Source organism: Sulfurimonas sp. (assembly GCF_029027585.1).
GTDB lineage: Bacteria > Campylobacterota > Campylobacteria > Campylobacterales > Sulfurimonadaceae > Sulfurimonas.
Genome location: NZ_CP093397.1, coordinates 2314820 through 2339407, shown reverse-complemented (window position 1 = coordinate 2339407; position 24588 = coordinate 2314820). Strand labels below are relative to the sequence as shown.

The 24588-nt window shown below is 30.0% G+C and carries 21 protein-coding genes and 2 pseudogenes; 6 read left to right on the top strand and 17 right to left on the bottom strand.

Going from position 1 to position 24588, the window contains the following annotated elements:
- Positions 1-66: 66 nt before the first annotated feature.
- On the top strand, positions 67-453 hold the full coding sequence (locus MOV50_RS12195) for a class II SORL domain-containing protein (protein ID WP_321778174.1): 387 nt from the start codon (positions 67-69) through the stop codon (positions 451-453).
- Positions 454-482: 29 nt separating this feature from the next.
- On the opposite strand, the gene MOV50_RS12190 is transcribed toward MOV50_RS12195, so the two are convergent.
- From MOV50_RS12190 to MOV50_RS12180, 3 genes are read right to left on the bottom strand one after another with little or no spacing between them, the layout of a single operon-like run.
- On the bottom strand, positions 483-2210 hold the full coding sequence (locus tag MOV50_RS12190) for an EAL domain-containing protein (RefSeq protein ID WP_321778173.1): 1728 nt from the start codon (positions 2208-2210) through the stop codon (positions 483-485).
- A 2-nt stretch (positions 2211-2212) separates the two neighbouring features.
- Positions 2213-4987, bottom strand: a complete 2775-nt coding sequence (locus MOV50_RS12185) for a methyl-accepting chemotaxis protein (RefSeq protein ID WP_321778172.1) — start codon at positions 4985-4987, stop codon at positions 2213-2215.
- Between the two features lie 59 nt (positions 4988-5046).
- Entirely contained in the window at positions 5047-6612 is a 1566-nt protein-coding gene (locus MOV50_RS12180) for a GGDEF domain-containing phosphodiesterase (RefSeq protein WP_321778171.1), read from the bottom strand.
- A 105-nt stretch (positions 6613-6717) separates the two neighbouring features.
- Between MOV50_RS12180 and MOV50_RS12175 the strand changes: the two genes are divergently transcribed.
- The 3 genes from MOV50_RS12175 to MOV50_RS12165 all read left to right on the top strand — a co-directional run bounded on the left by MOV50_RS12175 (position 6718) and on the right by MOV50_RS12165 (position 8632).
- Positions 6718-7374, top strand: a complete 657-nt coding sequence (locus tag MOV50_RS12175; RefSeq protein ID WP_321778170.1) for a uracil-DNA glycosylase — start codon at positions 6718-6720, stop codon at positions 7372-7374.
- Positions 7371-8015: a hypothetical protein gene (locus tag MOV50_RS12170; protein ID WP_321778169.1), complete on the top strand. Its 645-nt coding sequence runs from the start codon at positions 7371-7373 to the stop codon at positions 8013-8015. Before MOV50_RS12175 ends, MOV50_RS12170 begins: the two co-directional genes overlap by 4 nt.
- Before the next feature lie 77 nt (positions 8016-8092).
- Positions 8093-8632 carry a hypothetical protein gene (locus tag MOV50_RS12165; protein WP_321778168.1) on the top strand — a complete coding sequence of 180 codons (540 nt, stop codon included), beginning with the start codon at positions 8093-8095 and terminating at the stop codon, positions 8630-8632.
- Here the strand turns inward: MOV50_RS12165 and MOV50_RS12160 are convergent.
- The 8 genes from MOV50_RS12160 to MOV50_RS12125 all read right to left on the bottom strand — a co-directional run bounded on the left by MOV50_RS12160 (position 8618) and on the right by MOV50_RS12125 (position 16682).
- The gene (locus MOV50_RS12160; protein WP_321778167.1) at positions 8618-8995 is read right to left on the bottom strand and encodes a YbgC/FadM family acyl-CoA thioesterase; all 378 of its coding nucleotides are present in this window, start codon (positions 8993-8995) and stop codon (positions 8618-8620) included. The genes MOV50_RS12165 and MOV50_RS12160 overlap by 15 nt on opposite strands.
- Before the next feature lie 97 nt (positions 8996-9092).
- The gene (locus MOV50_RS12155; RefSeq protein ID WP_321778166.1) at positions 9093-10166 is read right to left on the bottom strand and encodes a type II secretion system F family protein; all 1074 of its coding nucleotides are present in this window, start codon (positions 10164-10166) and stop codon (positions 9093-9095) included.
- Entirely contained in the window at positions 10163-11818 is a 1656-nt protein-coding gene (locus tag MOV50_RS12150) for a GspE/PulE family protein (protein ID WP_321778165.1), read from the bottom strand. Before MOV50_RS12150 ends, MOV50_RS12155 begins: the two co-directional genes overlap by 4 nt.
- 5 nt (positions 11819-11823) lie before the next feature.
- The gene (locus MOV50_RS12145) at positions 11824-12225 is read right to left on the bottom strand and encodes an SH3 domain-containing protein (protein WP_321778164.1); all 402 of its coding nucleotides are present in this window, start codon (positions 12223-12225) and stop codon (positions 11824-11826) included.
- Positions 12222-13979, bottom strand: coding sequence for a FecR domain-containing protein (locus tag MOV50_RS12140; RefSeq protein WP_321778163.1), 1758 nt, complete (start codon positions 13977-13979; stop codon positions 12222-12224). The genes MOV50_RS12145 and MOV50_RS12140 overlap by 4 nt, the downstream gene beginning before the upstream one ends.
- Positions 13966-14328, bottom strand: a complete 363-nt coding sequence (locus tag MOV50_RS12135) for a hypothetical protein (RefSeq protein WP_321778162.1) — start codon at positions 14326-14328, stop codon at positions 13966-13968. The genes MOV50_RS12140 and MOV50_RS12135 overlap by 14 nt, the downstream gene beginning before the upstream one ends.
- Positions 14329-14331: 3 nt before the next feature.
- Entirely contained in the window at positions 14332-14877 is a 546-nt protein-coding gene (locus MOV50_RS12130) for a hypothetical protein (protein ID WP_321778161.1), read from the bottom strand.
- Positions 14874-16682 carry a hypothetical protein gene (locus MOV50_RS12125; protein WP_321778160.1) on the bottom strand — a complete coding sequence of 603 codons (1809 nt, stop codon included), beginning with the start codon at positions 16680-16682 and terminating at the stop codon, positions 14874-14876. Before MOV50_RS12125 ends, MOV50_RS12130 begins: the two co-directional genes overlap by 4 nt.
- A gap of 405 nt (positions 16683-17087) precedes the next feature.
- Here MOV50_RS12125 and MOV50_RS12115 point away from each other — a divergent pair.
- Both MOV50_RS12115 and MOV50_RS12110 read left to right on the top strand, forming a co-directional pair.
- Positions 17088-18294, top strand: a pseudogene (locus MOV50_RS12115) (IS3 family transposase).
- Positions 18295-18409: 115 nt separating this feature from the next.
- Positions 18410-19277 (top strand): annotated as a pseudogene (locus MOV50_RS12110) (IS30 family transposase).
- Between the two features lie 90 nt (positions 19278-19367).
- Here the strand turns inward: MOV50_RS12110 and MOV50_RS12105 are convergent.
- Genes MOV50_RS12105 through MOV50_RS12080 form a run of 6 tightly spaced genes read right to left on the bottom strand, consistent with a single transcriptional unit; the run spans position 19368 to position 24557 of the window.
- Positions 19368-20585, bottom strand: a complete 1218-nt coding sequence (locus tag MOV50_RS12105; RefSeq protein WP_321778157.1) for a hypothetical protein — start codon at positions 20583-20585, stop codon at positions 19368-19370.
- 48 nt (positions 20586-20633) lie between these two features.
- The gene (locus MOV50_RS12100) at positions 20634-21263 is read right to left on the bottom strand and encodes an HAD family hydrolase (RefSeq protein ID WP_321778156.1); all 630 of its coding nucleotides are present in this window, start codon (positions 21261-21263) and stop codon (positions 20634-20636) included.
- On the bottom strand, positions 21264-21692 hold the full coding sequence (locus MOV50_RS12095; protein WP_321778155.1) for a hypothetical protein: 429 nt from the start codon (positions 21690-21692) through the stop codon (positions 21264-21266).
- A gap of 21 nt (positions 21693-21713) precedes the next feature.
- Complete coding sequence (hemH, locus tag MOV50_RS12090; protein ID WP_321778154.1) at positions 21714-22661, bottom strand: ferrochelatase; 948 nt, start codon at positions 22659-22661, stop codon at positions 21714-21716.
- A 19-nt stretch (positions 22662-22680) separates the two neighbouring features.
- On the bottom strand, positions 22681-23658 hold the full coding sequence (locus MOV50_RS12085) for a DarT ssDNA thymidine ADP-ribosyltransferase family protein (protein ID WP_321778153.1): 978 nt from the start codon (positions 23656-23658) through the stop codon (positions 22681-22683).
- Entirely contained in the window at positions 23655-24557 is a 903-nt protein-coding gene (locus tag MOV50_RS12080; RefSeq protein ID WP_321778152.1) for a macro domain-containing protein, read from the bottom strand. The genes MOV50_RS12085 and MOV50_RS12080 overlap by 4 nt, the downstream gene beginning before the upstream one ends.
- Positions 24558-24588 lie beyond the last annotated feature (31 nt).

The following is a 24588-nucleotide window of genomic DNA, read 5'->3' as shown; positions in this document are numbered from 1 at the left end:
ATTTATGCTTTACTAAATGCTTATGAAGTTACAATACTATACAAATTAAAAACACAAGGAAATAAAATGCCAAAGATTAACAAATATGTTGATATAGATACAGTAGAAAGAGAAGCTAAAAAAGATTTGATTGACCGTCACTCTCCATTTATTACAGTTGATGGTGCAGCTAAAAAAGGTGAAATCCTTTCAGTTAATGTAAAAATGGGAAATGAATATACTCACCCAGATGATTTTGATCACTTCATCGAAAGTATCACTCTTTTTAATGGTGACACTAAATTAGCTGCGGCTTCTTTTATTCCTGGAACTTTAGGAAACGAAAAATCTCACGCGCAAGTAACTTTTAACATCAGACCAATGGGTAAAAAACTAAACCTTATTGCTCACGGTTACTGTACAAAACACGGCATCTGGGAGTCAACTCCACTAGAAGTTGCAGTAGCTCAGTAGCTATTTAAGCCCTATTTTTAGGGCTTTAGTTAAAAAAGAACTTTTAATAATTCTTCTTTAGGCACAGGTTTTGAATATAAATATCCTTGAGATAAATTACATCCAATTTTCAAGAGTTCGTCTTGTTGTTTCTGCGTTTGAATCCCTTCAGCTATAACATCTAATTTCAAACTCTTCGAGATTAATACAAAAGCATTTACAATAGATTTATCATCATCACTTTTTTCAATATCATCAACAAAAAGCTTATCAATTTTTAATTTACTTATAGGAAGTTTTTTAATATATGACAAAGAAGAATAACCTGTTCCAAAATCATCAATCGAAAGACTAAAACCTAAGTCAACAATCTCATTTAGTAAAAGCACACTAGATTCAAAATTATTCATTGTATAACTTTCTGTAATTTCAAACTCAACCCACTCTGCTTTACATCCAGTAGCTTTTAATGCTTGAATTAGAATTAAAATCAAATGCTCATCACTCAATTGTCTTGTGGATAAATTTATCGATATTTTGTCTATTTTTACTGAGTTTTTTTTCCACTGAGAAATATCTTTCATAGCTTCAAAAATCACCCATTTTCCTAAATCTACTATCTGTCCTGATGATTCAGCTATATGGATAAACTCAATCGGATAGATAAGCCCCCTTGTTGGATGAATCCACCTGACTAAAGCTTCAGCTCCTACAACTTTATTTTCTTTTGCATCTACTTGTATTTGATAGTATAATACAAACTCTTTATTCTTGATTGCTTTTCGTAAATCATTAATTATTGAAACTTTTTTCATAAGACTTTTTGAAAGATTTTCATTATAAAACTTATAGTTATCTTTACCACTATTTTTAGCATGATACATGGCACTATCAGCATATTTTAAAAGTTCTTCTACTGAACTTGAATCATTTGGATATACAGATATTCCTACGCTTGATGTTATAAAAAATTCATGTTCTTTTATATAAAAAGGTCTCCTTAAAATAGTAATAATTTTTTTAGCAACTTCGATATCTCTTGAATTGTTTTGTGTATTTTGAAGAAATATAGTAAATTCATCTCCCCCAAATCTTGCTAAAATATCATCTTTTTCAATTATTTTTTCAAGTCTTCTTGAAACTGAAATTAAAATTTCATCTCCAATATTATGTCCCATAGAGTCGTTAATTTCTTTAAATTTATCTAAATCTATAAATAACAAAGAATGCTTTATACTTTTTTCTTTTTTTTCTAAAATAATATGCAATTCATTCATCATTGCATTTCTATTCTTTAAGTCAGTTAAAGTATCGTATTGAGAAAGTTTTTCTAGTTCTTTTTCTTTTATAGTTATCTCGTTAATATCTTTTGAAACACCTAAAACACCAATAATATTTCCATCTTCATCTTTCATAGGAGCTTTAGTAGTTTCAAAATATCCTTGAAACGAACCATCTGCAGCACTTAGATATTCTTTAACTACAATCGGGTTATTTCCGTACATTGCTTTTTTATCTATCTCTAAAAAATAGTCTGCTCTATCCTTCTCAAATAAATCATAATCCGTTTTTCCAATTATTTGAGAAATTTGTAAACCGATAAGTCGCGCTGCATTTTCATTACATTTTAAAAATACACCGTCTATATCTTTTAACCAAACTAAATCTCCCAAAAGATTAAATGCACTATGATAATATCTTTTATCTTCATCTAACTTTTGATAGTTTTTTAATAACACATCATATAATTTTAAATTATTATCATCAAGATGAAGCATATTTACCTCGTTTTAAACTCATCTAGTAGTGATTTAAGTTCAGTTGTTAATTTGTTTAGATGCGAAGATGCTATTGCTATTTCACCCACACTATTTAGATTTTGACCTGAAATATCGTTGATATTTGAAATATCGTTTGCTATCTCAGAAGTTTCATCTGAAAGAAGCTGTGAGTCTTGCATCATTTTTGAAGATGTACTTAAGGCTTCTTGCATAATATTGTTAGAATCTTGGATTGCACTCTCTACATCATTTGAAACATCAACAAGTTCTATAACTGTTTTTGCATTTTCATTCATCTGCCCACTAGCATCTAAGATAGACTGAACTATAACGCTTATAGACGCGTTTATCTCAAAGAGTGATTTTTGAGTATTTTCTGCAAGTTTTCTAACTTCATCAGCAACTACAGCAAACCCTCGCCCATGTTCTCCTGCTCTTGCCGCTTCTATAGCAGCATTTAAAGCTAGTAAATTTGTTTGGTCTGCAATATCGCCAATAACACTTAGAACCTCTCTAACATCTGTCGCATTTTTACTTAACTCTTCTAGTTTTACTGCCAATTCTTGTTCTGTTTCACTTGTTTTATTTATCTTTTGACTTAACTCTTGAATCTTAACATTAGCTTCCACTAAGTCTGTACTTGCTTTTTTCATTTGCTCATAGTTAGATTTTGCATCAGTTACGCTTCCTTGAAGGTTTGAACTAATTTTAACAACATCTTTTGTAGCTTTTTGGACTATCTTACTTTCATGCTCGATATTGCCTTTAACACTCTCGCTAGACCCTTGGAGTTGCTCAGATATAGATGCATTTTCCATACTTCCTTGCTTAACCAAATCAACTGTTGTTTGCACCTTATGTATAAACTTGTTTATCTCTTTAGCTACATCACCAATTTCATCTTCTGATGTAATTTCAAGTCTTTTTGTTAAATCTCCATCTCCACTACTTAAATCTTTTGCAGCATTTAAGATACTTGTTAATGACTTAGTTATAAATGTAGCAATCATAAAAGCAAAAAATGCTGATATTAAAATCGAAATAATACCAAAAGCTATCAGCATTACTAAACTTCTTGATTCACTATCTTTTATCTCATTTATATGTTTTATCAAATCAAGAGAAAGCTTATCTTCAACTTTTTTAAGTAGATTTATCTTTTTTGTAATTGTACTAAACCAAGTAGATGCTTCAACTCCAAAACCACCAACTGATGATGTACTTAACGCGATATCTCTCATAGCCTGAACATCTTTAAAAACTTTTGAAGATGTATGTTTGTTGTAAAATCCTAAAACATCAGCATTTGCATTTGCTTTAAAAGTATCTAGGTAAGTTGACTGTTGTGTTACAAGTTTAACAAACTTTACTTTCATGCCATCTGCAAACTGGTTTTTTGAAAATGCTGCTGCTAAAACTGCTCTTTCTATTCCAGCTCTTTCTTTTAACATTATAAATGCGTAGTAAGTATTTAAATATTCAACACTTTTTGCTTTAGTTGCTGAGCGAATAAGACCCGCTGTCACATCTAACATAGCGTTATTTGAATTTGTATAAAATAAGATAGCACTTTTAAGTGAAATACTTTGTGCTTTAACATCTTTTCTTATTTTTTTAATAGATGCCAGATTTTTAAGTGTTTTTTTGATTGAATTTTTAAAAAGTTTTGTGTGCTTTGAGATGTCTAAATTTCTTAGTTTTGATTTAAAAACCTTTATCTTGCTATCTGTTTGTTCTTTTTGCTTGATTAACACATCTGCGAACTTTGATCCTTTACTTGCCAAATATACTGCCGTCGCACCTCTTTCTTTTTGAGATTCGTGAAGGACATTATTTAAAGCTATCAAAAGATTTGTAGAGTCTTTAAGCATCTTAGAGCTTGGTGTAAACTGAGTAGTTATATAGTCTTCAATCTTTTTTAGTTTAGTGATTTTTTTGCTAATAGTATCAAACCAAAGTGACGCATCTACATTAAACCCACCTATATCTTTAGCATTTAGTAAAATATCTCTCATTTTTTGCACATCATCTATAACTTTGCCACGCATAGTTTGTTCATAAAATGAAACTTCTTCTTCACTCGCTAAAACTTTAAAACTTTTTATATAACTGTTTTGTTCTGCAATAAGATTGTTAAACTTTATACGAGCAGGTGAGGAGATGCTATCGCTTGAAAATGCTGCTGCACCTACTGCTCTCTCTACTCCAGCTTTTTCTTTTGAGTATAAAAAATTCACATAAGAGTTTAGCTCTTTTACTATCGCAGAGTCATTTGAAAACTTTGCTAAATTACCAATAGAGTCTAAAAATAAAGCATTTGACTTTGTATAAAAAGATATAGCTTGAGCCTTATCCATAGATAAAGAACTAACTTGACTTCTAATACTTGCAATGGAACTTATATTTGATAAGGCATGTTTTAAGTCGTTTATGTATAGAGAAGGTAAAGCATCTAAATCAGACGATTCCAAAAGATTTTTTAGCTCTTGAAGCTTTGCATCTGTAGAGACTCTTTGTAACTTTAGTTTTGCACCAAACTTCTTACCATTTGAACTCAGATATCCAGCAGTTGCACCTCTTTCTTTTTGTATCTCATGAACAAAAGAACTAACCTTAGTAACAATTCCAACTGAAATGGATAAAATATTTTCTTCATTAATGATACTTTTTTTATCTATTATTGCTGAAGTAATTTGAAAAGTAAGAGCTACGACAGGGATAATAAAAATCAAAAAAAGTTTGATTTTTATACTTAAGTTATTGAATTTTTCCATTACAAACACCTCGAAATATTAATGTTTAAAATTATGACAAAAAAATCTTTAAAGTTTCATTATCTTATTCTTACAAGTGGCTCATCAATATAATAACCTTGAGAATAATCAATGTTTAGCTCTTTAATTGTATCTAAAACCGTACTTGAGTGTACATATTCAGCAATGGTTTTTATGCCTAGTTTATTTGCAAAATCCACTATTGTTTCCACAACTAAAAGTGAACTTTTATCTATATCTATATCTTTGATAAGTGAGCCATCTATTTTTAAATAATCTACTTTCATGCGAGTTAGGTACGAAAAGTTCGAGTAACCATCTCCAAAATCATCTATGGCTACTTTTGCTCCATATCTTTTTATCTCGTTTATGAACCGTGCGATTTTATCAAAATCTTGTATGGCTTCTGATTCTACTATCTCAAATATTACTCTTTTTGAAGCGTTGCTTGATTTTAATTTTTGCATGATAAATTTAAATATACCACTATTTAAAATATCTTCCATTGAGAGATTTATACTAAATTCATACTCATTTTTCTCAAAAACATCAAAGGCTTTTTCTATGATAGTTTTAGTAATATAGTTATAAACTTTTATGCGCTTTGAGATTGGTATAAACATAGTGGGTGACATAATTTTACCATTTTCATCAATCAAACGAGCAAGACACTCATACTTTGAAACCTTCATGGTTTTATTATCCATAATTGGCTGAAAATATGGAACAATTTTAGACTCTTGAACTGCTTTACGAACAATATTTGAAATACTTAAGTTTTTTTCATACTCGTTTTCAAAGTTCATTCTATCTTCATAAATCCAAAAAGGCATTCTTTTGTCTTTTGCGTATTTTAAAGCCATAGAAACTTTTGAAAAAAGATTATCTTGATTGTAGTTTGCGCACGAAGCAAGAGTTAAACTTACATTTATATCTTGACCTTGATATAAAACTAAAATATTACTAACTTTTTCATATAATTTAATCAGGTAATCTTTTAAATCATAAAAACCTAAATCTTCTTCTAAATAAAGAGTAAACTCTGTTCCCGATACCCTATAGATGCGTTCATCAACATTCTGGACAAGATAGTTTCCAACTTGCTCAATTATGTAATCTCCAACCATGTAACCGTAAAAATTATTAATCGTTGCAAAGTCATCTATAGCAATAGAAACAAGAGCATATTTTTCATTATCATGTAAATCTTTTCTAAGTTGATACATATTTGGAAAACTTGTTAAATGGTCTGTAAAATATCTACTAAGTAATTGTCTTTTTGATTCTTTTAAATCATGTGTTTTTTCGTTATCTAAAATCTGAATTTCTTTTAATATTTCATCACTGATATTTTGAGAATCTTGCAGATTATCTAAACTATAAACAACCAAAGAAGTCTGAGTTTTATTTTCATGTTTTAGCATAATTAATTTAGCATCTGGAAGTACTTTTTCAAGCTCTAGCTTTAAATTTTGCACTAAAACAGTGTTATGCATAAAAGCCGAAACATGAATTAGTATATTTTTATAATTAAATTCTGTAATTTTTCTAACAACGCCACTAACCTCTCTTGAAGAGCTTAATAAAAAACTATTAATATTTAATTTGTTTTGTTTGTGATTCAAACATATCCTTTTGTTGCGGACATTCTAGCATAAAATAAATATAAAGTATGATTTAATCACTCTTTAACTATACTCACACTCATTATTTAAGCTCAAAGGTAGCAAATGAAGTCTTTTCAAAATTTACTTCTTCTTCAAAATCTTTATCGTCAGAAAGCTCTTGGATTTGAGTATATTGACCCATTTTCCATAAATATAAAAACTTCAAATATAGAGCCAAAAACATTAGATGAACTAATACAAAATATATCAACTTGTCATCTATGTGATTTAAGTAAATCAAGAAAACAAAGTATGTGTGGCTTTGGCAATTCAAACGCAAAACTAATGATAGTTGATTTTAGTGTTTCCCAAAATGAAGACTCTAACAACTCTTACTATATCGGTAGAAGTGGAGATAGTTTAAGCAACATGATAAAAAATGTTTTAGAACTAAATACCAATGATGTTTACTTTACACACGCCATAAAATGTAAACCATTAAACTCAAATACTCCCTCATCATCTGAGTGGGACTCATGTAAATCTTACCTATTTTCTCAAATAGATTTTATAAAACCAAAAATAATTGTTACTCTTGGTGAAGAAGCTTACTATAAACTAACAAATGAGGACAAAGACTTCCAAAGTGTAAGAGGACATGTGATAGACTTTCAAGGGTATAAGCTTATACCAATGTATCATCCTCAGTATCTACTGAGAAATCCAGAATTAAAAAAAATCACACTAAATGATTTAAAAACTATAAAGAGTTGTTTATGAAAAAAATATTTTTACTTACTATTTTACTTCCTCTTGGAATATTTGCACAGAGTTACCTTATATCAAATATACCTTTACCAAAAACATATATTCAAGACTTAGACCCTTATGATTGTTCTGAGAGTTGTATGCAAGAGTATCTTGATAACGATATGATTTTTTCTTTTCTTTCTCATGCTCAATCAAAGCTTCAAAACCCTGAACAAGATGAAATACGAATGATGAATATTTCCATCTTAAATCTTGGTTCACAAATCATAAATGATAAGATTCGTGTTGCCCTACTTTTACCTTACAAAATCATAGGTAGATATGCTTCTTCAACAACAAATGCTTCCTTTGCTTATCTCATCTCAAAAAACCACTCTTTTGAGTTGAAAAGTTATAAAATCCAAAGCGAAAGTGAAGAAGATATAAAAGAAGCCCTTCTAAAAATTAGTAATGACGAATTTCATTATGTTATCGCTCCTTTAACACTTCAAGGCGCTAACACTTTAGCAGAAATCAACCCCCAAATAAATATATTTTTCCCAACTATCAATAAAAAAGATGTTACTGCAACTTCTTCATATTTAAGCTATGGTGGTATAGATTACAAAGCACAGAGTGACCTATTACTAAAGAAGCGGTTTCACCTTTAGTTATCTTTTATGACCGTTCAAAAATTGGTAAAGAGTTAAGCGTCTATGAAAAAGATAGATTTATAAATGGTGAAGCAATGGACAATAACTTAAGTATTGAAGAAGCTGAGGCTCAAATCTTAGATGCTAACAGAAGTGTTGTAAAATTTTCTATACCAAAGAGAACAACTAACTTAGAAATATATTTGAGTGAAAATAAAGATATTGTAGAAGGTTCATTTTTTATAAATACACCTATTGTTAAAACTGGTATGATTATGTCACAACTCACACTTTACGATACAAATGCAACAAATATTTTATCTACCCAAATAAATTATGACCCACTTATACTCTCTATTACACAATATCAAGATAGAAAAAATATGATAGTCGCAAACTCTATAACAAATAACAATAATATTCTTATAGAAGCTAATTCTCTTTTGGGAAATGATATTGTTTATGATTGGATTAACTATACAACAACTGTTGGAGTTGACTACTTCTTTTCTTTAGCAACAAGAGAGGATAGAGAGTATAAAATAGCTATAGAAGACAATCAAATGATTTATCCTATTGAGCTACTTAAACCTGTGAAATATAGATTTGTTAAATATACCTCATTCAAAGAGTGATATAACTAAATCTTTAGTATCCGCGTCAAGCTTTTGAGGTTTTCCTTCAAAAGTGATGTAAGCTAAAGTTATATCTAACTCAAATATTTTTTGTGAATCTTTATATATAGTTTGTAGTATCTCAAAAGAGGCTGCTTTCATTTTTTTTAATTCATTTTTTACTTCTAAAACATCGCCTAATTTAGCACTTTTATAATACTGTGCTGTTAATTTTCTTGCAACAAAATGGCCATTTTCAAGCTCTGGTGTCATTCCAATATTGAAAAAAGCCTCACTTCTAGCTCTTTCACAAAAGTTAAGATAGTTAGAATGATACACTACTCCACCTGTGTCAGTATCTTCATAATAAACTTTTATTTGCATTATTATACCACCTTGCTTACTATTCATCTTATTTTAACTTATAATTGTTTAAATTTAGGTTACCACTCTATAATGATATAATTTACAAGTTATATTATTATGTATCCCAAAGTGATACCATACCTAGGACTAAGCTTGCTGCAACTACACCTACAATAACTCCAATAAGTATTGTCATCACTGGTTGAATCATCGATTCTAATATTTCTACCTTATAGTCTGTTTCTTCTTGATATATATATGCCAAGTGTTCAAAGGCATCATCAAGATTACCGCTCTCTTCCCCGGCTTGTACCAAGTCATTAAATATTGGCGGTATTAAGCGATCTTGTGCAAATGCTACCGACATATGCCTTCCTGATATAACATTACCTACTACTTTATCTACTATTTTTTTAAATGGCAATAAGCCATCAGAACCATTAGCAATAGTGATACTCTCAATAACCCCTATCCCTGAACCAAGTAGTTTAGACATATTATTTGAAAAATTAGAAAGTGTACTAAAAAGTATAATTGGTCCTATAACAGGTATATATAAAAACAGATAATGCATACCATATTTAAACGGTTTAATAACTGAGTAGATTGTAATAAATGAAAAAATAAAACCAAAAGAGTATATTAAAATATTTTCCCACTCTTTTATAATAATATTTGATGTATCTACAACAAACTTTGTTAATGGTGGTAAACCAGATCCCATCCCTTCTAAAAAAGTGGAGAAAGCGGGAATTACATATAGTGCCATAAAAAATATCACTCCTATTGCAATGATTAAGGTAGCAAGAGGCATTATCATAGCCCCTTTTATTTTACGCTTAAATTTATAGGAACGCTGTAGGTTGATATAAATTTGTTGCATCACTTCAGGAAGCGTCCCTGTTTCTTCACCTGCTTTAAGCATACTAGCTATTGTTCTATCATAAAACTTGACATAATATTCACTAATTTTTGACAATTCATTTCCCTGCTCAATTAGTTGTATCATATCGCAAACCATCTGTTTAATTGGACCTTTTGCGGAGCGTCTCATCATTTTTAGTGCATCTAATAATGTGATTCCGGCATGAGTTAATATGGACATTTGTCTAAAAAAGTTAATGCGATTTTTAGCAGAAACACTTCTTACATTGTTTCGAATAAAATGGGCAAGTGGTGTTTTTTTCATTCAGAAGCCACTTTTATCAACTCTTCATAAGAAGTATCACCACTCAGCATTAATTTTTTTGCAGATTCAAGAATTGTTGGCATACCATATGTTTTAATAGCATAGTTACGAATCTCAATATCGCTAGTTTTATTATTTATCATTTTTTTTATATGATCATCAAAAATTAAAAACTCATAGATACCTTGACGTGAAACATAACCGCTATTATGACACTTGCGGCAGCCTTTTGCTTTATAAACAACTGTTTCTTTACTTATACTAAGTCTTTGACACTCTATAAAACCTAGAGTATGTTCCTGTTTGCACTCAGGGCACAAAATACGCACAAGTCTCTGCGCAAGCACCCCTACAAGTGAAGATGCGACTAAGAATGGTTCAACTCCCATATCTATTAATCTAGTAACAACACTAGCAGCATCATTAGTATGAATTGTTGAAAAGACCAAGTGCCCAGTAAGTGAAGCACGAAGAGCTATCTCGGCTGTTTCATAATCACGTATTTCTCCAATCATTATTACATCTGGATCCTGTCTAAGAATAGAGCGCAAAGCGGTAGCAAAAGAAACTTTGTATGAATTTATTTGTACCTGATTTACACCTGGAATTTTAAACTCCACAGGATCTTCAACTGTTGTAATATTAATATTTGAATGATTTATCTCGTTTAATGCGGCAAAAAGTGTTGTTGACTTTCCACTTCCCGTAGGTCCTGAAATCAAAATAATTCCATAGGGATTCTTAATTGCTTTCTTCCAATACATAGATATATCATCACCCATTTTCAAATCATCAAGTCTTATCACTTCATCGCCTCCACTTAAGCGTCTAAGTACAATTTTTTCGCCATATATAGTAGGCATAACTGATATACGAAAAGGAACATCAACCTCTTTATCATTCTCTATTGCCTTAAAAACCAATGCTCCATCTTGAGTATCTCTTTTCTCTGCAATATTTAAACCACTCAGTAGTTTTAAGCGAGAACTCACTAATGGAAAAAATTCTTTCTCATACTCACCAAACTCCTGCAACATACCGTTGATACGAAAACGCACACGAAATCCATCTTTTTTTGGTTCTATATGAACATCAGAGGCTTTTGTTTCTAATGTTTTTTGGAGTAGCTCATCTGCAAATAGAATAGCAACTTTATCTTCTGGAAGAGAGTGTAACTGCTCATTGCTAGTAATCGCATGATTTTTTTTATATTCAATATTTTTTTTAATATCTTCACTAATGCGTTCATAAGTATCTAATGTGACTATAAATCTTACACAGTTCTTTTGTAATGTAGATTCTATACTACTCCAAGATGCATCAAAGATAGGCTCAAAAAGATAGAACTCTGCTTGAGTATCATCTATTTTGCCAAGAACAGCACCATGCTCTTTAAACAAGCTATCTGCTACTAAAGAGTCATTAACAACTATAGTATCTTCGTTATCAAGTATAGTAGCATCATAAAGTCTAGCCAATATTTCAAGCAAGCTTTGAGTTTCTATCTCTTTTGAGTTTGCAATATTTTGCAGTAGAGGAGTTTTTTTGACTATCCTCTCTCTTAAGAGACGGTTACGCTCTTTTTTATCAATGATATTTTTATCTATTAATTCCTTTAAAAGTTCATCTTCAAATATTTTTAAATTTCTCATTTTAACTACTTGTTATTATTGTTTATAATAATCCATTTGGCATAAGCCCAGCCTTCTTGATTATTTTTATAGATTTTATACCATGTTCGGTGTGTTGAATCAACAACTAAAACTTTTTCTCCTTTTTTTAATGAAGTAATTATCCTATAGTTGAATCCTGGACCAGAGCGAATATTTAAAACTTTTGCCCCTATATGTGCCTTATATGATTTAAAGGATAAGTTTTTGGAACTTATTAATTTATCTATCTGCTGCTGTAAAGCTTCAATCTGTTTTTTTTGTGAATGTAGTTGTGATTGAATCTTTTTATTTTCATCAATCAACTTTGTAACAGCACGAGTAACAAGACTAGATTCTTCTCCCCATAAAAGCACTATAGAAAAAAAAGCGATTATCATAATCTTCATAAGTTATCCTCTTGTAAGAAATTTTGAATTTTTATCTCACTTGGAGTAAGAACTTTTTTCTTTTTATCTTTTTTTGCTTTTACTGGATTTAAATCTTTATTAATCTCTAAAGTATCCCTGTCAAGCACATTATCTATAATTTTTTTACTGTCTAGTTTAACTTCATCGTCTTTTAAAATATTGTGATCTTTTTTTATATCATCTTTTACAGCATCTAGCATTTCTTGAGTAGTTTGATTATTTAAATCAACAATATATGGAGTTAGAATAACTATAGTTTCACTTTTTTTTTCTACATCTTCAACATCTTTAAAGAAAAATCCAAGTCCAGGAATATCTCCTAATATAGGTACTTTACTCTCTATTTTTTTTATACTTTCATTAATTAAACCACCTAACACTATTCCTTGCCCATGCTTTGTGATAAGCGTAGTCTCTATAACATTTACATTTACACCATCAAATTTTTCAGGCTTAAAACTACCATCTGCCTGTGCCACTAGCATATTTTGTGAACCAGGTTTTACTGTAGAAGTCTCTATCCTAATTTTAAGCAATATTCTCCCGTCATCGTTTATTGAAGGAATTAGCTGAAAGCTTGTTCCAATCTTTTCGGTTTTATATATGGGTGTTGGTTGTATAACAACATTTCCACCACCTCCTGTTCCACCTTGAGAAACACTTCCTGCAGTCCAACCCTTAAGAATAGACACCTCTTCTATAAGGTCTAGTTTTGCTGTAGTACGATTAGTTGCAAGTAACATTGGAGATGCTATAGTTTTTGCCTTGTTATCTGTTTGCAATATTTCAATATTTGCACTGGTTAATGAGTTTAAAAAAGAATACTGAACATTTCCAGCAGAAATCATACTATTTGCTACGGGTGTTGAAACATCAGAAGATTGAGTTATAAAGTCAAAAGCTGATGTAAATTCATCTCCTATATCTACACTAATAATTTTACCTTGTATAAGCACCTCTTTAATTGGTTGATCAACCTCAAGAATATAGCCCTTTGCCTTATCTATTAAATCTTTGTCTTTAGATATAAGATATATAATATTTTCATTGATAAACGGTACAACATACAGGAGGCGGCTAGGAAGAACCTTATCTTCATCTGCTATTATTATTTTACCACTCATTTTCTCTAATTTATCAGTATCTATCTGTTTAGGAGTATCACTACTAGAGCTCCCACCTGCACTTTCCGGTTGGGGTAACATATTATTCTCCCCAGAATCTTCAAACTTCCAAGTTTCAAGTTTCGGTGATGCGTCAAAGAGTCCACTGTATGGTTTATTCTCTGTATTACTCCTTACTACAACTGTTCCATGCATTACATCCTTTAGAAGCAGCACTACATCTATTATTGAAGCATATTGTATCTTTACACTTCTAGTAGTATAATTTTGTTCATTGTAATTATCAGCATGATATTTTTTACGACTAGAGATATGATAAGTTTGATTTTTTTTCATATAATGAAGATTATGCTCTTTAGTTACTATTTTAAGGATATCCTCTATAGTAACTTTTTTCAATCGTAAACTAGTCGTATAGTAGCGTAGCATAGGCTCTTCTAAGACAATATTTACATCATATCGTGATGAAAGGTAATCAAAAAGATTTTCAAGTGTAATCTTTTTAAATTGAATAAAAGAGATTTTTTCCTCTTTTACTTCGCTAAGTGATGATGCAAGAAGTGTGCTTAAACTCAATAGCACAACAAAAACTACTCTATTTAATTTCATAGCGAATATCCTCCCCACCGTTTAATGATATCTCGACGAAATATTCATTAATTTTTGTCACCCTTATCCAACTCTCAATATCGGGTGTATTAATCTTAATTTTTTGCTTTAACTTTACCTTGCGAATACCTTCAAATTCAATATTGAGTATCGCTTCTTTAGTTTTATCTATATGAGCAATTCCAAGAAGTTTAATGCTAAATGGAATATAGTTGTTTTTTGGTTCAAGATAACTTTTTTTAGTTTTTTCTATATAAGCATTACTTACGGTAAATGGGTTTCGCTTAATATTCCAGTTTTTTGCTTCAAGAAGCAAAGATAACATTATTAAAATTACTATTTTAATCATTTATTAAATCCTTATTGGTGAAACTTCAATAGTTAAAGAGATAACCATCATCTTTTCTTTTGATAGAGTAATTTTATATTGGCTAACTACAACCTTAGCCGGTATAGTTCCCAAAAAGTCTATAAATCGAATAAGATTTTGATAAGAACCTTCTAGGGTAACATCCATCTTTTTAAAATCTTTATCTAGCTTATAATCATGGATATTAAAAGCATATGCATTTATTTTTTTAAGAATATTAGTAATTATTGGATAGTGAGTTTGATAAATCTTTCCTTCTAGTTTTTTAAAAATTACCTGCTGCTCTTTATATTGTGCAATTAATCCTTGCTTCTTCTCTTGACTTTTTTTGATTTGTTTTTTTATCTCGGCAAGGTTGGTAGTTTTGATACTATTTTCTATCGCTTTCTTATTTTGAATTATTTTACTAATATATATAGTATAAGCACCAAATATGATTATAAGACTAATAAATAGAGCAAAAAGAAACTGATATACTTTATTATAAATCAAATTTTTAATAAGCTCTCCAAAATGTTGTTTATTCATCGTATCTCCAAGGTAAAACTATTATTTAAGGTATCTGAGTATTGAACTGTTGTCCCTGTTGGGCGAGGGATATTATAATTTTGTGAAACTTTGCCTTTTCCCCCCTCTTTTTGCTCTTCTTGTTGCTTTTTTTGTTGCTCTGTGATATAACGCAAATTTGCCTCTTCATGTGATTCAAATCTTGTTTTTTTACTATCTTTCATACTCATAAGATAGACAGATCGACCCTTAATTTCTAGTCTCTTAATAAATTTCAACAAGGAACTCTCCAAATAACATTTGCCTTTAATTGTTATAACTCCATTTTTCTTTTGAATCTCTGTTAAAATCATATCAATAGGTAATTTATTTGCTATTTTGTATAAAACAAAAGCGTCTTGAATTTCAACTTTATTTTTCATTATTTTTTTAACAGTTGTGATTTTATTTTTTGTTGTGCTAATATTATTTTGATATCGTGATAGTTCGCTGTTAAGTGATTTTTCTTGCTGAAAATAACGACTGTATTCTTTGTTTATCTTTTTAAGCGAATCTAGTTCCATCTTTTCATAATAAAACCAGCCTGTTGCCCCCAAAAGAAATAAAATAATCATCATAATAGGTAATATATTTAGATTAACTGCTATAAACTCATAAAAAGATAGTTTTACCCCAATTCCAAGACGAACCAAAGCTAAACGCATATTGAAAAGCTCATAATAAGAAGTAGAGATTAGATTTGCATAACGGCCATCCAAGAGGGTCTCTTGTTCGGTACGAATGATACAAGACTCTAAATCATATCCATAATTCCACCAGCGTACAGCGATACCTTCTTGAAGAAAACTACTCTTTAGCATCTCATAGTAATCACCATATCCACTAAGTATAACCTCTTGCATCTGAGATACTATAAGTTCTAAATCTTCATACTCCTCTTTAATATCATATCTTCTATATTCAAAAATTTCATTCTTTATTTTATACAAGCTGTAGGCGTAAAAATCTTGAACATGTATTCGCATTGTAGCGTCACGATCTTTTAATGAAAAAGAGGCATACAAAGAGGACTGGATAGAGTGTAATTTTTTAAGCTCAAACCCTGCCTTATTTACATAATCATCTACCGATTCAAAATATATTTTTTCACTCCATGAGATTAAAAATCCTATAGCACGGTCACCCTTTTTAAAAAGTTTTTTGATGTTAGAGTATATAATCTCATCTTCACTATAACCGGTTTCAATAGCTAATTCACGAAGCATTAAATCATTAATATTAGCATCGTTACTAAAGCGTCCAGTCGATATAGTTAGTTCTTTTAAATCACTGTTGGAATTTTCAATAATAACAATTTTCTTGGGTAAAGCGTAAACAACATCATATGCTACTATAGAGATAATGTTCTCTATAGAGTTACTTATTTCTTCTAGTGTATCGGTTGAATCTGGAACAATCTGAAAATAAATATCTTTTAAATTCTCATAACTATAACTCTTTAAAAAACCAATATCTAAAAATACACCTTTACGAGATACAATAGCAGCATTTACAACATCATCTAAAATCTCAACTACAAAAATCGTATGTTTATTAAATGAAGTTCGTTGTGTTTCTAAAAACTCAGCTAAATTCAAAAAAGGATATTTTTTTATCTGTGCTAATACTCCTGTTGATGTTTCTTCAAATACATCATCAAGTATAGGAACTAATCTTGAGCCACCACTCTCTTTAGTTTTAGAGCTTTCTTTTCCTAAAATATCTGCAAAATATGCGCGTTGCTTCTCTTTTTTTCTAAAAAAGTTTAAAATATTTTTAAAAGCCATTAGTTAGCTGCATTTTTAATGGTGTTATTAGTATTAGGCTTAAAATCTTGTGCGAATGATTCTTGTTTCTTCCAACCACTGCCATTGTTATCCCATATAGAGATGATTTTAGTTCCAGCGTACATATAAAAAGGGTTACTCTTATCTTTATCAATAGAACTATAACTGGTGTTATTTATATCAACAACGATATTTCCAAAAAAGATTGAATCGGTGATATTATGATCTCCATTACTGCTGTTAAAATCATAAGCATTAGTATTAGTATTAATGTCTTTAATGCCATTTTGGTTTATAAATAATCTACTCTGATTTTTTATAATGAACCCCTAAAACTGAACCAGTAAAATTTGTTTTCTTATTTCAAAAATGATAAAATTGAAATAGAGAATATAGGAATTAAATATGAGTGCAAAAAGAAAAAGTTATAGTGCAAATTTTAAAGCAAAAGTAGTACTGGAAGTTTTAGAGGGTGAAAAAACTGTTAATGAAATAGCTAGTGGATATGAAGTCCTACCTCTAAGTTTAAGAAATTGGAAAAAAACAGTTTCTTGAGAATATGTCATTAGCATTTGATAAAAGTACTGTTGTAAAAGAATACAAAGATGAAATTGATACTCTTAAATATGAAAAAGATGCAATTGCAAAAAAACTTGGAGAGACAATTGTTGAGAAGGATTTTCTTGTGGAAAAGCTAAAAAGCTTGGCCTCATCTAAAGAGAGAAAAACTCTACTTGATGCTAAGCATAAATTATCACAGAATAAGCAGTGTCAATTGCTACAGGTAAGTAAGTCGAGTTTGTACTATACTCCAACTAAACCGTTTAGTAGAGGTAAAGACTTGAAAATATTAGATGCTATAAATAATATATATTCAGACTTTCCATCATATGGAAGTAGAAGAATTCATGCTCAACTTTTAAGAGATGGGTATAGCATAGGGAAAAAGTTCGTTAAGAAAGCTATGAAGTATATGGGTATAGAAGCCTTGTATCCTAAGCCTAAGACCACTACAGCAAACAAAGAACATTATAAGTATCCATATCTCCTAAAAGATTTTAGAGATTATGCTGGACGTGTTGTAATTGAAAAAACTAATCAAGTCTGGAGTACAGATATTACTTATATCAAACTGGAAAAAGGCTTTGTATATTTAGCCGCAATAATAGATTGGCATAGTAAAAAAATACTCTCATGGAAACTTTCTAACACAATGGATATTTCCTTAGTTAAAAGTGTGTTAAATGAAGCACTCGCATTTTATCCTAAACCAGAGATATTTAACACAGACCAGGGAAGTCAATATACTTCAAAAGTTCATGTTGATATTCTCAAAAAACACAACATTAAAATTTCAATGGATGGAAAAGGTAGAGCTACTGATAATATTTGCATCGAAAGATTCTGGCGAAGTATTAAGTATGAAGAAATTTATCTGAATGAATATAAGAATATAAAATCTCTCAATCGAGCAATAAAAATATATATGAACTCTTACAACAAAAAAAGATTACATTCGGCGATTGGATATAAAACTCCAAATGAAGTTTATTATAAAGCTGTCAATAATTTAGATCCTAAAGGAGCAAAACTGTTACCACTGGTATCGTAAAGAGGTAAAATAAGAAAACTTGTTTTACTGGTCTTGAAAAAGGGAACCATTATAGATAAAAGAAGAGGTTAGCTGAGATAAAATAAGATTCCAATCCACCAAGATAGGGAAACTTATGAGATATAAACAACTAACCATGATGCAACGATACCAAATCGAAGCTTTGAAAAAAGAGGGCTTAAGTCAAAGAGCCATTGCAAATAACATTTGTGTTCATCACTCAACTATAAGCAGGGAGCTAAAAAGAAACTCTCTTGATAATGATGAATACAATGCTGTTAATGCAACAGTAAGTGTAAGACTGAGGTATCAGTATAAAACAAAGAACAGAAGACTTACAAAGAAGCATACCAGTTATATAAAAAAGTCTATGAAAGAAGGTTGGTCTCCTGAGCAGATAAGTGGACGAATGGCTCTTGAAGATTTAAGACCTGTAAGCCATGAAACGATATACAGATATATCTATCATAATAAACGAAGTGTTGGCAGACTATATTTATACCTTAGACACAAGAACAAGAAGTACACCAAAAGGTCAGCTACCTATCGTAGTCGTGGACAAATAAAGAACCGCATATCTATAGAATTCAGACCATTTGTTGTTGAAGATAAATCCAGCTAAACAAGCAAGAGTTGTTACAGATGCAATGATACATTTACTCAAACCAGTACAAGCTCACACACTTACGATTACAAGTGATAATGGTAAAGAGTTTTCATATCATGAAGAAGTAGCTAAAGTACTTGATACAGATTTCTACTTTGCTAACCCATATCAATCTTGGCAACGAGGGCTTAACGAACACACTAATGGGTTAATTAGAGAATATTTTCCAAAAAAGATGCACTTTATTAACATCACAGATGAGCAAATAGTTGAAGTTCAAAACAAACTAAACAATAGACCAAGAAAGATACTCGGGTACAAAACACCCGCAGAAGTTTTTTTCGATACAATTACTTCATCTTATGTAGCAGTTTAATCAGGTGTTGCACTTACTATTTGAATTGGCGTTTTATCATCTGATATAAGAATGTTGTATTAAGTGGTTTGTTTTTCTGGGGACATTATATTAATCAGTGTAACCTTTTTTTAGTTGTGCTTTTTTTGATAATATCTGTACACTTTGAGTTATATCATCAGATGCTATGTGGTAGTGATCATGTAATTTTTCCAAGGAGTCATCTATTTTTTTGCTTAGAGTTTCGATTAAAGAGCCTATCTGCTGTTCTTGTGATGAATTTAACTCTTTTGCAATCAAACTAAGTTGTGATTGAGATTTAACATAGTCTGATTTAATGATTTCAACTTCTTTTACTAAACTTTTAATAGTTGTATAAAGGTTGTGTAAACCACTATTTTGCGATTCTAAATCATTCATTTTTTTAGATGATAAAATCATTTGTTTCATTATCATTTCACTTTGATCTCTAATTGAGCCCAACTTATTTTCACTTTCATATAAAGAGGTGCTTAAGCTTTCTGTATGTGATTTCAAAGCTACTATCTGTTGCTCAAACGCATTTGTTACGCCTGAAAGTTCTGTGATAGTTTCTTTGACGATAGCTTGAGCAACTGTATCGGCTATTGATTTCATGCTAGTTAAACTATCTTTTAATTCATCCATATCTTCAGAAATATCATGCCTACTATCTACTGCTTTATCCAAAGTTACTTTTATTTGGTTGTAGTGGTCTTGTTCTGCCACTCGTAAGATATCTATATGTTTATGAACAACATTATCAAGTTCTGGTAGCTGTATATTTGTAAAATTATCAAAAGATTTTGTAACACCTTTATGCCAAGAGTCCATCTCATCAAACTTGCCTAAAAATTTGTTTTGATTTGTTTTGATTGCATCTAGAGATTTTATATCTTGTTTAAACTTTTCGCGAACTTCTTCTTGAATATTTCTGTCTTCTTGATGAGATAAAATCATTCTTGTTTCTAACTCAATTATAAACTCTTTTAACTCACTCATTTGAGTAGTTATAATTTTTGAAAATTCATCTTGTGCTCTTGCGCTTTGAGTTTGTTGTGTTTGATGTAAAATATTCATAACTATGTAGAGTAAAAGAGCTACCAACAGCGGTAAAAAAGACTCTCTTAAAAGCAAAATAACATCTGTGATATCAGGGTGAATTATAAAATGAACAACACTACTAATAGCACCTATACCTATCATAAGAGGTGCATAATTTATTTTGTTTGGTTGTTTAAGTATAGATATTTGTCTTAAAAACAGAATCGCCATAAATCCAAAGGCTAGAAGTAAATCACTATCAAACACCGTAAACCCCTTTACTTGAATAAATAAGAGTTATTCTATCATAAATTTTTATAAAACAATATCTAAGATTTCTTTTGGCTTACTTATCACGACATCATGTTCTGATTCTTTAGAAAAACCCCAAGTTACAAACATAGAGCTTATTCCAGCATTTAAGGCACCATCAGTATCTTTGGAACTATCACCAATCATCCATGCTTCATCTGTGTTTTTATCAAAATTATAGTGATTTAAGATTTCATTTATCATCTGTGGGTCAGGCTTTGAAATCTTTACTTTATCAGCACCTATAATAACATCAAACATTTCTTCTACTCCTAAATGCTTTAACATTCTTAAAGCAAAAGGGGTTGGAGCATTTGTAGCTAAAGATATTTTTACTCCTGAGTTTACAAGGTTTTTTAGCATCTCTAAAATTCCATCATAAAGATATGGATTTTGAGTGCATTGAATCCCATAGTGAACTTCAAAAACATCTCTATCTTTTTCATGATAAAGCTCTGTTTCATAAAAAAGTTTTGGCAAGTTTCTTTCACGCATATTTATAGCTTTTACAACAAACTCTTCACTAAGTGGAGCAAGATTATAATGCAAAGCTCTTATATAGTTTACAGATATTGTTATATCTTTTTTTGAGTCTATAAGAGTTCCATCCATATCAAAGATAACAATTTTCATTTAGTAATATCTTCTTTGTCTTCGAGCTGGATTATACATTCTTCTTCGGTAAGGCATAGTTGTATTGTAGTAGGCATCTTCTTCCTCTTTACTTTGAAAAATAGGTGTTATGACTTTAGAAGAACTATTTTTATTTATAGTTTTTTCATCAACATAGGAGCTTGTTTTACTAGATGCCATTAAAGTTATAGGTCCTCTATTGTACTCATCTTCTGTTATCGTAAAACTTCCTTCTAACTCAACTTTACCTATAAATGTTATGTTTACATCTGTCGCATTTATAGTTTTCCATCTAATTTTATAAGACCTTTTATCATTTACTAAAAGGCTTTGTGTATCAAAAACAACTATTTCAGGTTGATTATTTTTTGGAAGTTTTAACTCTGGCAATTCATAAGCAAACAAAAAAAGCGTCATTGAAAAGTACATTATTATCTTTAGCATCTCTTGCTAGCTCATTTTTTTATATATTTGTTCTAGTGCATCTACAAAAAGTTCACTATCATTTGGGCATCTACAGACTCTATACTCTTTAAAACCAAGTGCTTCTGCTATCTCTCTATACTCAATTTTCAGTTCATAATCTGTCTCAGAATTATCTATAGTAAAGGCTAGAGGAAACACAACAACGCCCCTATTTCTAACTGTTTTTAGTTTATCTTCTAGAGATGGTTTTAACCATTCCATAGGCCCTAGCTTCGACTGATAAGCCAAGTGAACTTTGTGAAAGTCCATCTCCTCATCTTGAAGTTTTTGCTTTAAAATTTCTACATGTTTTTCGATATAACGCTGATAAGAATCTCCAGCATCTACAATCTTTTGAGGAAGCCCATGAGCCGAGAATATAATGTCAAAATCTTCATACTTTGTTTCTTGCATCTGCTCTTGAATTCTTTGAATAATTGCTTTGTTATAGTTTTCATTTTCAAAGAAGTGTTTTATCTCTACCAAAATAGCATCTGCACCACTGTCATGATAGTGTTCTTCAAAATCTTCTAATGATGACTTTGTTGTTGTTGTCGAGTATTGTGGATAAAGAGGAATCAAGTATATTTTTTCTATATCTTCTTTGTTGATTTTTTCTATTACTTCACTCGCAAATGGCGGAGTATATCTCATAACAAAATCAACAATAACATCCTTACCAAGTCTTACCTGCAATTTATTAACTAAGTTTTTAGTATGTCCGACTATAGGTGATTTTCCACCTATTTGTTTATATATATCTTGTGATTTTTCACATCTTGTAAAAGTAATCATACCACCTACAAACTTTCTTAAAAGGTCACTTTTCATTGTTAATATGTTTTTATCGGAAAACATGTTTTTTAAAAACATCTCAACTTCATCAAGATTATTTGGTCCACCCATATTTAGTAGTATTACTGCTTCTTTCAACTGTTTTCCTCTTTAACTCTCAAACTAAAACTTCATTAATATTAAATAAAACATTATCATATACTTTATTTTCATCAATACTTAAGATAAAATGAATACCCATAGAAACATCTAATTCATCCAATTTAAAGTATATATTTGAGTTTATATTAAATACTTGTGATTTATCTAGTTCTTTACCTGTTGCCAAACTTTTTGCTATACCATTTAACATAAACTCTTGATTATTAAAATTTGTAAAATTAATATTGATTTGTTGTTCTTTTAATATCACTTCATTAATAAACAATCTTTTATTATGAAACAATCCATCAGAAGTAAATATTTTAATCTTATCTTTTATTATTTCTTTTGTAGTTTCATCTACTAAATTAAGTAAAGTATCTTTATCTGCTTTTGACCTAACGCAAATCCATTTTAGTGAGTCATAAATACTTAATTCATCTTTAACTAAAACTTCTGCATTTCTACAATAATTTATGTGTCGTGAATATCCAGACTGTTCAAGTGGTTCTCTATGATATATATATTTCCATTCTAATTTTTCTAAATTATTTATATCATTATATACTTCAGGATTAGTTGCACTCATATTTCCATTACTAAACCAGATATTATCCATAGATAATATTTTAATAAAATCAAATAGTAAAAAGATAGGAACTGGACAATGTGCATTATCTCTAATTTTATCTTTAGGAATTAAGCCCTCATTCCAATATAAAGTAGGTGTCCTTGCCCCAAAATAGAATCTTGCATACTTATCTACTTTAGAATCGGTATGCTTTATAACATCATCATTTGCAATATCAGTTTTTAAAATATTTAAACTTTTAGTTTTATTTCGACTATAAAGTTTACCACTATTTAAAATTGATACAATATTATGAATATCATTATAATGAAATACAAACTGCGTCCACCACTTTTGATAACCACCTTTATATTTCAATTCTTGTCTAGTTTGAAAATCTTTTAAAAACTCTTCTTTTGTCATGCTACAAAGAACTCTTCTTCTTTATTTATTATTTTTGGTTGCTTAAATGCTAATATTCTCACAGCTACATCTTCATTATCAAGTTGAGTTAATGTGATATATTCAAGTTGAGATAAAAATAACATTACCATATCTGATGATTGAGCTAGTTCTTGAGATAACATATCTTTTTGCAGTACACCACCATTTTTAAGAGTTTGCCAAATATTACTCAACACACTATAAGTTATATAAATTTTAGTCTGCTTAGATGTTATACAAAATACATCTTCTTCACCCATCTGCTCTTGTGTTATTTCTATAGTTAACTTTAATTTTTTATTTGAATATGAATTAATCAGTTGAGAAGACAGTTGCTTTAAATTTGTTATAAATTCAATGCTAGATAAATAAGATGGCTCATTTTTCAACCAACTATCTATCATTTTTTGATTTTTATGTTCTGGAGTAAATTTATCAATCTCAGCTGTATGTATAAATATATCTATCGGTAAATTTTTAAGATATTTATACATTAGTGGTTTCACAACATTTTCCCAGTCTAAACCACCATTTCCACAGCCAAGCATAGGAAATGATACTGATTTTATACCTTGTATTTGATATTGTTCTACAAACTTCTGAAGCCCTAATTCTACATATTCAACTGTTGAAGCATTTCTCCAATTTTCTTTTGTAGGAAAATTCATTACCCACTTATTTGATGTTTTATAAATCTGTAATTTACCTATAGTAAATATACCATTTTCGCAATATTTTTGATAACTATCAAACATATCGGGATAAATTCTCTTAAACTCTTTAGCCAAGCCCTTACCCATAACACCAACAGTATTTACAGTATTTACTAATACTTGTGCATTGGATTCAAATATATTTGTTCTTGTATATATTATCATTCAACTTTCCTCATTCCTACATTCTAACATA